Origin of the sequence: Nocardia sp. NRRL S-836 (assembly GCF_001279525.1) — a bacterium.
GTDB lineage: Bacteria > Actinomycetota > Actinomycetes > Mycobacteriales > Pseudonocardiaceae > Lentzea.
Window position 1 is genome coordinate 138863 of sequence record NZ_LGDY01000036.1, and the last position, 14326, is coordinate 153188.

Here is a 14326-nt window from a genome sequence, read left to right on the forward strand (position 1 = left end):
CGTCACGTGCGCCGACCGGTCACCTCCGCGCACAACTGGTCGACCAGATCGGTGGTGACGTGCGGCATGACGGACAGATGCGCGCGCCCGTCCACGTCGAGCAGGTGCCAGGCGCTCATGACCTCGTCCCCGGGACGGTCGAACAGCACGACGTTGCCACCGGGGAACCGGGTCGGGTTGAGCCCCGCCTCCGCCAGGCGCCGGACCGCGTGCCCGGTGACCTCCAGGCAGCGCCGCACCCGCCCGGCGAGCCCGTCACGCCCCAGCTCGCGCAGCGCGTACCACAGCAGCAACGGCGACAGCGCGTCCCGTGACCCGCCGATCGTGTCGTCGTCGCTGCCCACCGCCACCCCCGGCCTGCGGATCGCGTCCGCGTCCACCTCGCGCACCAGGATCACGCTGCTGGGCAGCGGTGACCCGATGATCTTGTGCCCGCTGATCGACACGCTGTCCGCGCCGTCGGGGAACGACCAGGGGCGACGTGGTTGCCCGAACTCGGCGAGCGGCCCGCCGAACGCGGCGTCGGAGTGGACGAACACCTCGTCCACCCCCGCGTCGGAGGCGGCCCGCCGGATGCCGGGGATGTCGTCGACAGCGCCGCGGCCGGTGGTGCCGACGGTGGCGACCACGATCGCCGGCTCACCCCTGCCGCCGATCTCGCGCCCGAGTGCGTCGAGATCCATCACGCCGTGCTCGTCGACGTCCACCGCCACGTGGGGCATGCGCAGGAGCTTCGCGATCTTCGGTACGGAGTAGTGCGCCTCGCGTGAGGCGAACAGCACGCCGTCCGGGTACCGCTCACGCGCCACGTAGACCGCGAACAGGTTCGCCTCCGTCCCGCCGTGCGCCAGGTGGCCGAACACCGTGTCCGGCGATCCGCCGGAGAGCTCGACGAAGAACGCCGTGACCGCCTGTTCGAACGGCTTGGTGTCCAGCCCGTACTCGCTCTCCTGCTCCGGACTGCCCGCGTTGTTGAGGTGCATCGACAGGAATGGGGCCAACGGGCCGTAGTCGAATTCCAGGTTGACCGGAAAACCGGCCATGCGCCGGGAACGTTCCTGAACCGAGGCCGCGAAGCGCTGCAACAGTTCGACGTCCGCGTCTCGGCGGACGTCACCGTGCACCGGGATCCGCAGTTCTTCCGGTGAGAACACGAAGACCACCTATTCGGGCAGGGGCACCGCATCCACCGCCCGTGCTCGCCCTGCGGCGGAAACGATGTCGGTTTCGAAATGGGCCGTGTTCCATCATGCCGGGGAAATGACGGTCACCGTCAGCGCGAGACAGGTGAAGTCGAGCGAGCTGAAGTGGGTCACCGACGCATCTGTTCATAGGCCTCACGGAGATCCGTCGCCTCAGGCAGGCCGCCGGCTTCCACCGCGGCGACGACCTCGGCCGCTCGCCAGTGGTTCGACGGCACCACCTGGCCGGAGGCGATCGCCCGCATGGTGTGACCGGCGGCTTCGTCCATGCGGTTCGCGACCAGGAGCGCGAGAGACAGGTCGATGTTCGCTGATGCCACTCGACGCGGCCAGTTGCTGACGTCATCGGCCGGTGCGAGCCGCTTGATGATCTCCCGCGCGTAGTCCTCGGCTGCCACGTCGCCGACCCACGCGAGGGTTGTCGCGGTGTAGGCCACCGCTTTGTCCGGGTCGTAGCGGTAGTGGTGCTCCGGCTGGTCTGGCCGCTTCATCGCCGACACGAGTCGATGCACCTCGCTGAGCGCCGCACGGGTTTTGGCTCGCTGACCCAGACGGGCGTACGCCCGGCCCATCTGAGCCGTGGACTGGACGGCCGCCGAACTGCCAGCGGGAGCGAGCGCTTTTCCTGCTCGTGCCAGTTCGAGTGCGCGCGGGTAGTCCCCATCCGTCAGGACGCGCCACGCCTCGGTTTCGCAGCACCAGGCGCGGATCTCGTCGTGGCCGGCGTGCTTGGCGAGGCTCGCCGCGGCCTTGAGGCGCGCCCGTGCGGCAGCCGCGTCGTTGAGGTCGATGTGCGCGGTGGCGCCGAGCAGCGACAGCCAGCCGCCGACGACCAGCAACCGTTGGTGTTCGGCCATGGTCTTGCGGCCGTCGAACAGCCGGTCGACGTAGCCGAGGTGCTTGCGGACACGCCCGAGCAGCACTCGCGGCGGTGTCGTGGGGTAGGAGATCGCGAGCTCGTCCACAACGGCTTCCAGCCTGGCGAGCGTTTCCTCGCCCACGTCACTGGCATCGACTCGGCGCATCAGTTCGAGCGCTTGAAGTTCGTCGTCTTCCGGCGAGACGGAGGTGTGCGACGGTGAGTGACCAGCCTTGCGAACCCGTGCCAGCTCGGTTCTGCGTACTGCCATCGGGCGACCTCCGGGCAGGAGAAGCGTGTTGGCCATGGTGCTGTTCGCCGAGTTCAAGCCTAGCGATCCCTCAGCGATGCATCACTGCTGCCTCAATGACGCTCTGTTGATCGACTTCGCGTCTCGCTTCAGTGGTGGGACAAGTGGTGGACAACGAACTCGGAGGCTTCGGCCGTGGCTCAACTACCAGCGGCACAGCTCGCATCGGACAGCATGGAGGCTCAACGTGTGATCGCGCCGTACATCACGGCGTGGAGCGCAGAGCAGGAGGTTCCCTCCCGCGTCGTCGAACGTCTGGGTCTCGGCGTCGGCTACGCCGACGAGGGTGTGGGTGACCGTGACAAGCACGGGGTGTTGTGGCAGCGAGCTGCTGTTCGCCGCGGTGTCGGGCGGCCGGAGTTCGGCAGGGTTCACCCGTTGCGGCAGCGCCGGGCGATGCGACTGCTGTTGTGCCAGGTCTGCGCCGGGCCCGCTGACCGCAACGACGACGGCGTGGTGTGGCTGCTGCGCGACTACCGGGACGACTGGCCGGGATGGCCCGGTGGAATGGCCTGCACCGAGCCACCTGTCTGCGTGCCGTGCGTCGCGGTCTCCCTGCGGTTGTGCCCGGCCCTGCGTCGTGGAGCCGTGGCCGTCAGAGTCCGGGAGTGCGAGATCGCGGGTGTGCGCGGCACGCTCTACGAGAAGGGCACGTCCAGTCTCGTCGCGGCGGAGGGCGTGAACCTCGCGTACGACGAGCCGGACATCCGTCGGGTGGTCGCGACCGCGCTGATCCGCGAGCTTCGACGCTGCACGGTCGTGCCACTCCCGCAACTCGCCGGGCGGGACGGGGTAGCCCGCACGCGGTGACCACCGCGGCGTGGCGAGGCCGGATGGCAGCGGGTTGACCTGACGCATCCGGCGCCCGAGCGACACCGATTCGCAGTTCTCGTGGTACCGGCACAGCGTGTCGACGCTCACTCCGCAGCCCAGCGACAGCACCGTGTCGGCGACGCCCACAGCCGCGAAGACGAGCGACGCGCGGGCCCTGGACTCTGTCCAACCGTGTGGGCTGGGGCATCGGGTTCGTGTGCCCGACTCGTGGAATGGAAGATCGCTTCGTAAGATCGGCGGGAGTGATTACGTGAAACTCCAGGCGAGGTGCTCAGTGACATCAGACGAGACGGCGTCCGCGGCCGACATGAAGACGAGTGACCACGACGGTGTGCTCGTCGCGGTGATCAGCGGCGAACTCGACATGGTCACTGTGGATTCGGTCGGGAAGGCCCTGTTCGACCTGCTCGACGCCGGTCCGGGTGGCCTCGTGGTCGAGTTGGCCGTGGACTTCATGGGGTCGTCGGCGTTGTCGATGTTGCTGAAGCTGTCCGGGCACGCGCAGAGCTCGGGAGTGGGGTTCGCGATCGTCGCGGCGCAACCCGCGGCCGTGCGCCCGCTGATGGCCAGTGCGCTGGCGCAGGTGCTGCCGTTGGCCGAGTCGGTGGACGAAGCGGTGAAGTCGGTGCGGAAGCCGGGCGAACCGGCTGAGCAACCCGACCAGTCCTCGTGACAGGCGCGGCCTCGCCGCGGCGGTGACGCGGAACACCCACCGGCACGGCTGGTCGTAGCTGTCCACGACGGACAGTCCAGGTTCGAGGAGCCAGGCCCCTCAGGCCCGCTTCCTCGACCTCCGACGCGCCAGGAGCACGAGCACGATCAGCAGCACGAGCACACCCGCCGCCGAGAACCACCACAGCAGCCCCGACGACGAAGAGCGAGCGGCCTCCGGCGTCGTGGCGTCAGACCCGGTGGAGGCGACGGCGTCCGCCAGCGCGACGTCGTTGCCGTCGCCGCCGCGGTAGGTCAGGCGGAGGCCGCCGACCGCGGCGCCCTCGGGCAGGCCGTCGAACGTGCCGCTGACCTGCTCGGTGCCCTGGTTGTCGATGAGCACACCGGGGCCACGCGCGGGGTCCGGTGTGAAGGTGCCCGCGAGCGTCACCGCGCCGGTGACCGTCATCCGGGTCGTGCTCAGGCGGGCGCCGGGCTGCTGGGTGTAGGCGCCGCGCACCGTCAGGCCGTCCGCGGACACCGTTCCCGTGTTGGTGAGCGCGCCCTCCACCGTGCCGGTCAACGTCAGCGTTTCCGGACCGGTCGCCGTGGCGGCGGTCGTGGTGCCCGCGAACGTCGTCGCCGTCGTGGTGTGGACGGTCAGGACGCTGCCGGCCGTCACCGTGCTGCCCTGGGCGCCGGAGAGGTTGTTGACGGCCTGGTCGCCCGCCTTGGTGAGGTCCAGCACGGTTCCGGCGGCCGGCAGGTCGACCGCGCTGCTCGCGGCGAGGGTGCCGCCGGTGACCGCGAGCGTGCCCGCCTTCACCGTGGTCCTGCCGGTGTAGGTGAGGTCGCCGGTCAGGGTGGTGGTGGCCGGGCCGGCCTGCGTCACCGCGCCCCTGCCGCTGATCCGGCCGAGCTCGACGCCCTTGGCGGCGTTCTGCAGCACCAGTTCGCCGTTGTCGACGATCTTGCCGGTGCGCAGCAACGAGCTGTCGCCCTGCGGTGTGCCGTCGCCCAGCCGCAGCGACGCGCCCTCGCCGATCGTCGTGTCGCCGTCGTAGTTCTGCGGCGCGGTGAACGTCACCGCGTTGCCGCGCCGGGCCGCGACCACGACGTCGCCCCTGCCGACCTCGGCCATCGTGTCGTGGAACCGGCCGCCGGAGATGGGCGCGTCGAGGGTGACCGGGCCGTTGTAGTCGAACGTCAGCACGCTGCGGGTGCCGTTGCGCTCGGCGTGCATGTTGATGTACGCGGTGTTCTCGTTGCCCGGCAGGAAGAACCGGTTGTGCGTGCCGTCGCCCCACGTCACCGTGGCGCCCTCGATGTTGATCCCGCGCTTGTTGTCGCGGTGCGGCACGGTGGCGAAGTTGCGGGACGGGTCGCTGAGCGCCGGGTCGGTGTCGGAACCGTTGTCGGACCAGCTGTACACGCCGGACATCCGCACCACGCCGGAGCCCCAGGTGTGGAAGTTGATGTCGTTGCCGTAGAACTGCGAGTAGAGATCGGCGGCGTTGGAGACGACCTCGCCGTCCGGTGCGTTGTGGATGAACGAACCCTGGTTCACCACCTTGCGCACGTTCGGCATCGAGGTCAGGTAGTGCAGGCTGCCGTAGTCCGCGCCGGTGCCGACGTAGAGCGTGCCCGAGAACGGGTGCGTGCCCGGCAGGTCGATGCCGGGCCAGGTGCCCCTGCGCTGCTTGACGAGCCCGGATCCGCTCAGGACGCCCAGGTTGACCCGCTCGCGCAGCGCCAGGTCCAGGGTGCCGTCGACCTGGTGGTTCAGCGTGTTCAGCGCCAGCTCGGGCGCCTTGGTGATGTGGCTGAGGACGCCGTCACCGCCGGATCCGGTGCCGTACTGCAGGGTCGCGCCGCGCTGCACGACGACGGCGGGCGGGTCGGGGTTCTCGATCCGGCTGACCGGGTGGTTGCCGCCCGTCGTCACGACCTTCTGCCGCCGGCGGTTCGCGGGCAGGGCGAAGTCGCTGTTCTTCGCCATCCCCAGGGTTCCCGTGCCGCCGACGGTGAAGGTGCCCTCGCCGGTGAGCGCGCCCGTGTAGGTGGTGACCCCGCCCGCGAGTCGAACGACGGCGTCCCCGGTCAGCGCACCGTTCTTGTTCGCGCGGACGTCCGCGGTGATGTCGCGGGAACCGGGCTGGGCGAGCGCGCCAGGCGAGCAGAGGGCGGCGAGCAGCACCACCGTCGCGGCCGTGGGGACGACACGACCGGCTTGCTGTGCGCGCACGCGTTCGGCTCCATGATGTTAGCGTTCACATTCGGTGCGCGGACAGTGTTCTTCCCTGCTGCCGCGGTGTCAAGCGGATGCCGACCGTCCTTTCAGGCCAGATCAGGCCCGGTGACGACTCCGGCGCCGAGGAACGCGACCACCAGGATGCGAGCGCGCTTGCGCATGCGGCGGGCAGGGCATGGACATGGCTCCTGGCTCGAACGGACGGGTCAGCCGACCCGGATGATCTGCCACCGCTGGCTGGTCGCGCCGGTGTCCGCGGTCTGGACGAGCCGCCCGCCCGCTGCCGTGGACGAACCGGACACGGCGAGGACCTTGCCGCTGTGCACGTTGCGCAGCACGGTATAGCCACCGCCCGCGTCGACCAGCTGCCAGCGCTGCTCCGCGCGGTCGCCATCGGCCCACTGCACCACGGCCGCGCCGTCCTGGGTCGAGGAGTCGAGGACGGCGAGCAGCTTGCCGCTGCGCTGGTTCGCGATCTCGATCGCGCCCCCGCCGACTGCGGCGATCTTCCAGTTCTGGTTGGTGGCACCGCCGTAGGGCCGGTCGGAGAGCGTGTAGCGGGCGCCGTCGCACTCCGAGCCGGACTCCCACGCCCACGGCGCTTGCCCGGCGGTGACGGTGTAGGTGCCGGAGCAGCCGAGCGAGGTGACCGTCTTCGCGGCCATGGCCGCGCGCTTGTCGTTCACGTACAGCGCGCGCAGCTTGGTCGAGCGGCTGAGCGGGGCCTTCCAGATGTTCCCGCTGTGCTGTGACCACCCGGTCACCCGCACACCGGCGTCCAGCACGGGCGTCTCACCGGGCTGCGCCGAATAGACCACCCGGTGGCCGTTCGTGCCGGAGTCGGCCGGGGTGAACGCGATCGTGCTCGCGACCGGGTAGGTGCCGCCGCGCAGGTACACGCGGATGTCGCCGGTCATGCCGGAGTTGACCGTGCGCACGACGTCGCGTGCGCGCTGCACCGTGCGGAACGGCGCGGTGATCGTCCCGGCGTTGGAGTCGTTGCCAGACGGTGAGACCGTAGTACGTCGCCTGGACAGCGGCCGCGGCCGGTTGCGCCGCGACGGCGGGGGAGAGGGCGAGCACGTCGATCCTCGTTGATCGGGCAACGGGTGGCTGCTGCCGAGGAAAGATAGGAGGTATGACGTACGTCGTCAACGGTTCAGATGTCGCCCGTAGCAGCGGCGGGGGTGAAGCGTTCGTCCGCTGACGGCTGCTGTCCACTGTGGAGCATAGTGTTCTCGCAGGTCGGCCGATCGTCGCGGTACGGCTAAGGCCGGGCCCGAGGTAGCTGTTAGCGCTAACAGAAACATTACGATTCACGCTGTCGGCGCAGAGGGTTGCCATGTGCGTAGTCGGGTAATGGGCAGCAACAGGCCATTCGACGCTGTTTCGAAACAAGGTCTTGGCGTGCCCGTTATGGCGATGTTAGCGTTAACTCCCCGCGGCTCGGGTCGACAGACCCCGCTGCTGCGCGATGCGGCAGCCGCATGTACGTCCCGCACGAGGGCGCTCCGTCGGGCACTTCGACTTCTGATCCACAAAGGACCTCAAGCGCACTGCGCAGATCGGGAGGGATCACCATCGACACCGCACGCTTTGGTCGGATAAATGTGGCGGCACGGCGGACCCGCAGGACGGTGAGTCGTCGTCGCGTCCTGCGCGGTCTCACGGCCGTCGGCGCGCTCGTGGGCGCGATGGTCGGCGGCGTGCCGTCGGCCGGGGCGGTGAACCCGATCATCCCCGACCGGTTCGTCGCGGACCCGTCCGCGCACGTGTTCAACGGGCGGGTGCACCTCTACCTCACCGACGACGAGACCAACAGCGGCACCTACTGGGACTCGAAGTCCTGGCGGTCCTACTCGTCGGCGAACCTGGTCGACTGGACCGACCACGGCGACGTCTTCTCGATCTCCGGCTTCTCCTGGGCCCGCCAGTACGCCTGGGCGCCCGGCGCGGCCGAACGCGGCGGCCGCTTCTACCTCTACCTCCCGGTCGACCGCACCAAGATCGGCGTCGCGGTCGCGTCGTCGCCGGTCGGACCGTTCACCGACGCGCGCGGCAGCGCACTCGTGGACCGCGCGCGGGACGCCAACACCGGCGAGGAGCCCATCGACCCGATGATCTTCACCGACGACGACGGCTCGTCCTACCTGTACTTCGGCACGCGCACGCCGAAGGTGGTCAAGCTGGGCGCGGACATGGTCTCCACGAGCGGGGCGATCGCCGACGTCGGCCTCACCGGCGCGACGAAGTACGGCGAGGCACCGCACCTGCACAAGATCGGCAGCACCTACTACTTCTCGTACTCGACCGGCTGGCCCGGCCAGATCCACTACGCCACCGGCACGTCACCGCTGGGCCCGTTCACCTACCGCGGCGTCCTGCTGGACTACACGAACATCAGCACCAACCACCACTCGCTCTTCCAGTACCAGGGCCAGTGGTACGTCGCCTACCACCGCAACGCCCGCGAGGGCGGTGGCAGCCTCAAGCGGTCGGTCGCGATGGACCGGGTCGTCCACAACGCCGACGGCACGATCACCACGGTGAAGCAGACCGTCGGCGGTGTCGGCCCGTTCGCCACGTTCACCGCGCAGCACAGCGGTCTGCGCCTCGACGCCTCGGGCACGGACGTCCGCCAGGCGGCCGCGTCGAGCTCGGAGTCGCAGCACTGGCAGCTCCGCGCGAAGCCCGGCGGCTACGTCGAGGTCCTCAACCGCGCCACCGGCTCGTGCCTGGACGTGAGCGGCAGCTCCACCGCCAACGGGGCCAACGTGCTGCAGTGGCAGTGCACCGGCGCGCAGAACCAGCAGTGGACCGTGCGCACCGTCGACACGACCACGGTCTCGCTGGTCAACCGCGTGAGCGGCAAGTGCCTCGACGTCCCGTCGTCGAACACCGCTGCCGGAACCCGGCTCATCCAGTGGACCTGCAGCGGCGGCGCGAACCAGCGCTGGACCCGGGCCGCCGCCTGACGATCCGGACGAAGCGCGGACCCGTGGACCTCACCGGAAGACAGCTCGGCCGGCTCGCCGCGATCGGCACCGGAACGCTCGTGCTGCCCGGCCTGCTGCCACCGCTCGCCGCGACGGCCGTGCCCCCGGCGGGGACGTGGGGCGACCAGGGCGACGGCACCTACGTCAACCCGGTCGTCCCCGCCGACCTCAGCGACTGGGACTGCATCCGGGTCGGCACCGACTACTACGGCATCACCAGCACGTTCGGCTACTCGCCCGGCATGGCCGTGCCGGGCGCGTCCACGGCGGACGGCGTGGTGCTGGAGCAGTGGGACCACGACGGTGGCGCGCACCAGCAGTGGCGGTTGATCCCGTCCTGACCGGGGTGGGCACCACGGGTGCTCGACGTCCAGCCCGCCACCCTGGTGCGGTCGGTGTCGTGGCTCGGCACTGATCTGCGCGGGGTGGCGGCCGGGCGTGACCTGGGCTCAGCGCACCTGCTCGGCCTTGAACTGCATCCGCGGCGTCGCGTAGAACTCCTGGGCCTGCACCAGCCGCAGCTCGCGCTCACCGGAGCGGTAGGTCAGGTCGATCAGGTCGAAGACGCTCGACGCGGTGCGCTCCAGCGCCAGCGCCGCGTCCCCGGTCTGGACGTAGTGGGCGGTGAACAGCGCGGCCGTGACGTCGCCGGACCCGTTCGCCTTGAACGGCAGGTGCGGGGTGCTCACGAGCCACGCCCCGGCGGGGTCCACGACGAGCATCTCGATCGTGCCCTCCTCCCGGTCGGGCCGCTCGACGCTCGTGACCAGCACGGTCGACGGGCCCATCGCGCGGGCGAGGTCGGCCGAGGCCAGCGTCTCCTCGACGCTCGCCGGCTCGGTGCCGGTGAGGAAGCCCAGCTCGAACTGGTTCGGGGTGATGATGTCGGCCACCGGCACGACCCGGTCGCGCAGCAGCACGGGGATCTCGGGCGCGACGAAGCACCCGGACTTGGCGTTGCCCATCACCGGGTCGCACGCGTAGAGCGCCGCCGGGTTCGCGGCCTTCACCCTGCGCACCGCGTCGATGATCACGTCGGCGATGCCCGTGCCGCCCTGGTAGCCGGACAGCACGGCGTCGACCTGCCCGAACACCCCGCGTTCCTCCACCCCGAGCAGGATCTCGGCCACGTCCGAGGGCGGCAGGAGCGGGCCGCGCCACGCGCCGTAGCCGGTGTGGTTGGAGAAGTTCACCGTGGGGATCGGGACGACCTCGACCCCGAGGCGCTGCAGCGGGAACACGGCGGCGGAGTTGCCGACGTGGCCGTGGGCGACGACCGACTGGATGGACAGAACCTTCATCCGTCCAGCCTAGAACGGACACCTGACCATCGCCGCACCTCAGCCCGGCCGAGGCGGTGTCGCACGCGAGATCTTGGTCTCGTGCGACCGCTGCGGGTCAGTCAGGACACCGCGGGCCTGGTGTTGCGCGCAGGCCTGGCAAGGTGGTGTGGGAGCCTTTCGTGGGCTGCCTGACGAGCGGGTCAGTAGCCTCCCAAGACAAGGAGCGCAGCAGCGCAAGCGCGGGTTGCGTGCCGCGGGTCGTCCTCTAGCGATGGTGAGAATCGTTGACTGTGCATGACATTCACGCGTTGATCGGTGAGATCTACACGGGGATCGTGCTGACCGAACGTGCGGCAGAGGAAGCGATACCGATCATGTGGAAGGCCGTCGACCACCACGTCGTGGCCGACGGTGTGCAGCTCGGTGAGTTCCGGAGTGCGGGGCACGCCAGGTTCGCGGCGTGGAGCGCACCGATCTTCGCCGTGCGGCGGACGACCACCGATCGGATGATCTTGCGCAAGATCAAGGAGGTCATCGGCGACCGCGATCTGAGCAGGTACGGCGAACCGGGCCTGCTCGACGGCGACCCGGACGAGCTGGCGGTGACGCTGGCGGCCGAGACCGTCATCAACCTGGCTGCCGCCTACGACCACGGATCAGCGAGGCCGGAGTGACGAGGAACGGCACGGTGGTCTAGCGACCAGGTTGCCGGTTCCGCAACCGCACCGGATTCCCCGCGCACGTGGAACCACACCGTAACCACTTGGAATATTTCGGTAACGCTACGCTACGCGACCGGTTCGACCCGTCGGGTGTCCCACGGGCGGGAGCCGGAGAGGTGACCCGGCGTTCCGGGTCGGTGTCGCGAGCGGGAGCCGGTGGTGAACGAGAACTCGGTCTTGCACGAGCGCTCGACGTTGGTGGGCGAGGACCCGGCGGTCGCGCGGGAGCCGGTGTCGACCCGGTGGCGCGGGTGGGCCGGGAGGGTGTTGCCGGAAGCGCCGCCGAGCCCGTGGCCGCGACGTCGGCTGGCGGTGGGCTACGTCGTGGCCTTCTCGGTCGCAACGGCCTTCCAGCTGCTCATCCCCGCCGGGCGGAGCCACTGGACGCACCTGTGGGCGGAAGACGGCGGGGTCTTCCTGTTCGACGGCGTCCACTACGACTTCCTGACCGCCATCACCAATCCTTACGGCGGTTACCTGCACACGTTGCCCCGGCTGATCGCCGAACCGGTGGTCACGCTGCTGCCGCCGGAGCTGGTCGCGCCGGTGTTCGCCGTGGTCTCGGCCGCGGTGCGGGCGCTGATCGCGCTGCTGGTCCATGCCGCCTCCCGCGCGTACCTGCGCTCGTCGCCGGTGCGGTTCGCGCACGCCGCGCTGGTGGTCGTGCTGCCGGTGGGCCTGTCGGAGCCGCTGGACAACCTCACCAACCTGCACTGGTTCATGCTCTACGGCGTGTTCTGGGCACTGCTGTGGCGGTCCGCGCCGCGCGTGCCGGTGGCCGTCCTCGTGGTGCTGGCCGCGCTGACGAGCCCGATGGTGTTCCTGCTGGTGCCGATCGCGCTCGTGCGGCTGCTGCTGCCCGGGGCCAGGTCGGTGGCCGCGGCCTTCCTCGCCGCCTCGGCGCTGCAGGCCGTGGCCATGTCGCGGACCGAGCGGCTGGCCTACTCGGACGACCACTACGAGCCGATGCAGGTGGTGCTGGCGGCACTGCTGAGGGTGCCGCTGGCCGGGTTCACGGGGTCCGAGCAGGTGCAGCACTACTACCCGGCGCACGGCCACCTGCCGCTGCTGGTGGCGTTGCTGCTGGCGGGCCTGCCGATCCTGGCCGCGCTGCGGTGGGGCACGCTCGCGGTCCGGCTGGTGGTGCTCGTGAGCCTGGGCCTCGGCGCGGTGGTGATCACCGCGTCGCTGGCCACGAACTGGATCAACGTGCTGGCGGTGAGCCAGCCGGGCGTGGTGCTGGTCGCCCAGCGCTACAGCGTGATTCCGTGCCTGTTCATGTTCAGCGCGGTCGCCTTGGGGCTGGACCTGGTGCCGCGGCGGCCGTGGGGGCGCGCGGTGCGGCGGGGTTGGCGGGTGGTGATCGCGCTCGTCCTGGTCGTCGGCGTCGTGCAGCACACCCGCACCGGCGCCGGGGTGCTCACGGGCGTCACCTGGGAGCAGGCCATCGCGGACACCCGCGCGCAGTGCGCCGCCGGGCAGGTGTTCGGCCGACTGGTGTACGACCCAGCGGGCTGGACCGCGGACGTGCCCTGCGACTACCTGGCCCGCTGAGCACACCTGACCCATCGGGCACCCGGAGTGCGGTGCGTTCGTGCTCGTGTCCCCGGTCACGCCCGCGGCGGCGTTGCCCGGAACCGCTGTTCGTCGGCCTCATTGAGGCGGGGGACTACAACCAGCCGCGCCGGGCCGCCAGCTGCCCCGCCTGAAACCTGCTGCGCGCCCCGAGCCTTCCCATCACGCCCGACATCACCCGTCGCACCGAACGCGCCGACGTGCCGAGCCTGGCCGCGGCCGCGTCGTCGGTCACCCCGCCGGCGAGCAGCCGCAGGACGGTTCTCTCCTGGTCGGTCAGCCCTCCCACCGCGCGCACGTCGGCGGACATCGCACCGGCCCAGAGGTGGTCGAACCAGGCTTTCAGCAGGGCGACCGCCTCGGGCGCCGTGACGGTCGCCGGCCCGGGGACCACCGCGGTGCCGTCGCAGAGCACGAGGCCCGTCGGCAGCCTCGCGCAGACGCGGACCTGGTCGTCGCCGCGCAGGAAAGCGGGAACCGAGGCGCGGTCGACGTCGTCGGGGTAGAGGACGCGCACGGGCGTTCCCCGCGGGAGGAAGCGGAGGTCGACGAGGTCGTCGCCCATCCCGCCCGACATGCACAGATCGATCTCGGTCTGTGCTCGCATGACCAATTCCTGCACATCTCCGGTACGCATGCCGACAATGCTATTGAGGCGGCCTGGACGGCATCCCCGCAGAACCTGGACGGAACCTGGATGCGCATGTCCTGATCCGGCCACGGCATTTCCGGACGGCCGCAAACCCTTGTCGCCGAACCGATGCGCACGGCAATGTTCACCCCACGATGTTCCTGGTCGAAAGAAACCTGAAAGCAGAAGTAGACCTGGACGCGCTCAGGGGGACGAAGCTCGAGAACCTGAGGATTCGCGTCGATGAATGCGGTTCCCACGTCGTGGCGCTCATTGCCGCGCACAACAGGGAACAGGCAGAGGCAATCGCAACGGAAATCCTGGGAGAATAGTCATGCGTGGAATCAAGACCGTGCTGGCCGCGCTGGTCGCGGTCATCGCCCTCGGCACCGTCGCGGCACAGGCCGCCCCGACGACGCCGAACTTCGCCGCGGGGATCGATCCCTACTCGGCCTACGACGGTCAGACGACGTGCGAGTCGTCGGCCAAACCGGGCCCGCTCGGGGTGCGGGACCTGCTCAACGCCACCTACGGCAACCACACCTCGGGCATCGTCCGCAACTGCGACGGCGCGACCAGCGAGCACCACGAGGGCCGGGCGCTCGACTACCACTTCAACTACTTCGACGCCGCGGACAGGGCCAAGGCCGAGGACTTCCTCGGCTGGCTGCTCGCGACCGACCAGCACGGCAACAAGCACGCGATGGCCCGCCGCCTCGGCGTCATGTACCTGATCTGGAACAACAAGATCTGGGAGGCGTACCGGCCGGACGCGGGGTGGACGCCGTACAACGGGGCCAGCCCGCACCAGGACCACATCCACATCAGCTTCAGCTGGGCCGGCGCCAACAAGCAGACGTCGTGGTGGACGCAGGCCGCTCAGCAGATCGGTCGGATCGGTGTGCTCTCTGGCGGCACGTTGTCGGTGAAGGAGGGTGACCTGTGGTCGAGCTGGACGACGCAGGCGCATGGTGTGGCGAAGTTCGAGATCGACGGTGACCGCATCGGTGTG

Annotated in this window: 13 protein-coding genes and 1 pseudogene; 8 read left to right on the forward strand and 6 right to left on the reverse strand. The window is 70.0% G+C overall.

Annotation, left to right across the window (positions count from 1 at the left end; all coding sequences use genetic code 11):
- Positions 1 to 2: 2 nt before the first annotated feature.
- Together ADL03_RS06170 and ADL03_RS06175 are read right to left on the reverse strand one after the other, a co-directional pair.
- Entirely contained in the window at positions 3 to 1154 is a 1152-nt protein-coding gene (locus ADL03_RS06170; protein WP_197288130.1) for a histidine decarboxylase, read from the reverse strand.
- Positions 1155 to 1312: 158 nt separating this feature from the next.
- The gene (locus ADL03_RS06175; protein ID WP_157528089.1) at positions 1313 to 2227 is read right to left on the reverse strand and encodes a transcriptional regulator; all 915 of its coding nucleotides are present in this window, start codon (positions 2225 to 2227) and stop codon (positions 1313 to 1315) included.
- A 318-nt stretch (positions 2228 to 2545) separates the two neighbouring features.
- On the opposite strand from ADL03_RS06175, the gene ADL03_RS06180 reads away from it, so the two are divergent.
- The gene (locus ADL03_RS06180) at positions 2546 to 3181 is read left to right on the forward strand and encodes a hypothetical protein (RefSeq protein ID WP_063798489.1); all 636 of its coding nucleotides are present in this window, start codon (positions 2546 to 2548) and stop codon (positions 3179 to 3181) included.
- A 298-nt stretch (positions 3182 to 3479) separates the two neighbouring features.
- On the forward strand, positions 3480 to 3878 hold the full coding sequence (locus ADL03_RS06185; RefSeq protein ID WP_157528094.1) for an STAS domain-containing protein: 399 nt from the start codon (positions 3480 to 3482) through the stop codon (positions 3876 to 3878).
- Between the two features lie 99 nt (positions 3879 to 3977).
- Here ADL03_RS06185 and ADL03_RS06190 read toward each other — a convergent pair whose 3' ends face one another.
- Complete coding sequence (locus ADL03_RS06190; RefSeq protein WP_197288132.1) at positions 3978 to 6101, reverse strand: autotransporter-associated beta strand repeat-containing protein; 2124 nt, start codon at positions 6099 to 6101, stop codon at positions 3978 to 3980.
- A gap of 212 nt (positions 6102 to 6313) precedes the next feature.
- Positions 6314 to 7066: an RICIN domain-containing protein gene (locus ADL03_RS06195; RefSeq protein ID WP_053732388.1), complete on the reverse strand. Its 753-nt coding sequence runs from the start codon at positions 7064 to 7066 to the stop codon at positions 6314 to 6316.
- Positions 7067 to 7744: 678 nt separating this feature from the next.
- Between ADL03_RS06195 and ADL03_RS48165 the strand changes: the two genes are divergently transcribed.
- Both ADL03_RS48165 and ADL03_RS45085 read left to right on the forward strand, forming a co-directional pair.
- Positions 7745 to 9082, forward strand: a complete 1338-nt coding sequence (locus tag ADL03_RS48165; RefSeq protein ID WP_063798490.1) for an RICIN domain-containing protein — start codon at positions 7745 to 7747, stop codon at positions 9080 to 9082.
- A 23-nt stretch (positions 9083 to 9105) separates the two neighbouring features.
- On the forward strand, positions 9106 to 9444 hold the full coding sequence (locus ADL03_RS45085) for an RICIN domain-containing protein (RefSeq protein ID WP_197288133.1): 339 nt from the start codon (positions 9106 to 9108) through the stop codon (positions 9442 to 9444).
- A 108-nt stretch (positions 9445 to 9552) separates the two neighbouring features.
- Here the strand turns inward: ADL03_RS45085 and pdxY are convergent, their stop codons facing one another.
- Entirely contained in the window at positions 9553 to 10404 is an 852-nt protein-coding gene (gene pdxY / locus ADL03_RS06210; RefSeq protein WP_053732390.1) for a pyridoxal kinase PdxY, read from the reverse strand.
- A 272-nt stretch (positions 10405 to 10676) separates the two neighbouring features.
- Here pdxY and ADL03_RS06215 point away from each other — a divergent pair, with 272 nt between their 5' ends.
- A complete protein-coding gene (locus tag ADL03_RS06215; RefSeq protein ID WP_157528097.1) occupies positions 10677 to 11060 on the forward strand; it encodes a hypothetical protein in 384 nt (127 codons plus the stop codon).
- Positions 11061 to 11267: 207 nt separating this feature from the next.
- Positions 11268 to 12662, forward strand: a complete 1395-nt coding sequence (locus tag ADL03_RS06220; protein ID WP_157528100.1) for a hypothetical protein — start codon at positions 11268 to 11270, stop codon at positions 12660 to 12662.
- A 115-nt stretch (positions 12663 to 12777) separates the two neighbouring features.
- Here ADL03_RS06220 and ADL03_RS48170 read toward each other — a convergent pair whose 3' ends face one another.
- A complete protein-coding gene (locus ADL03_RS48170; RefSeq protein ID WP_053732393.1) occupies positions 12778 to 13290 on the reverse strand; it encodes a helix-turn-helix transcriptional regulator in 513 nt (170 codons plus the stop codon).
- A gap of 179 nt (positions 13291 to 13469) precedes the next feature.
- Here ADL03_RS48170 and ADL03_RS46585 point away from each other — a divergent pair, with 179 nt between their 5' ends.
- Together ADL03_RS46585 and ADL03_RS06230 are read left to right on the forward strand one after the other, a co-directional pair.
- On the forward strand, positions 13470 to 13646 hold the full coding sequence (locus ADL03_RS46585; protein WP_157528103.1) for a hypothetical protein: 177 nt from the start codon (positions 13470 to 13472) through the stop codon (positions 13644 to 13646).
- Between the two features lie 2 nt (positions 13647 to 13648).
- A pseudogene (locus ADL03_RS06230) lies at positions 13649 to 14326 on the forward strand (hypothetical protein); the annotation flags it as partial.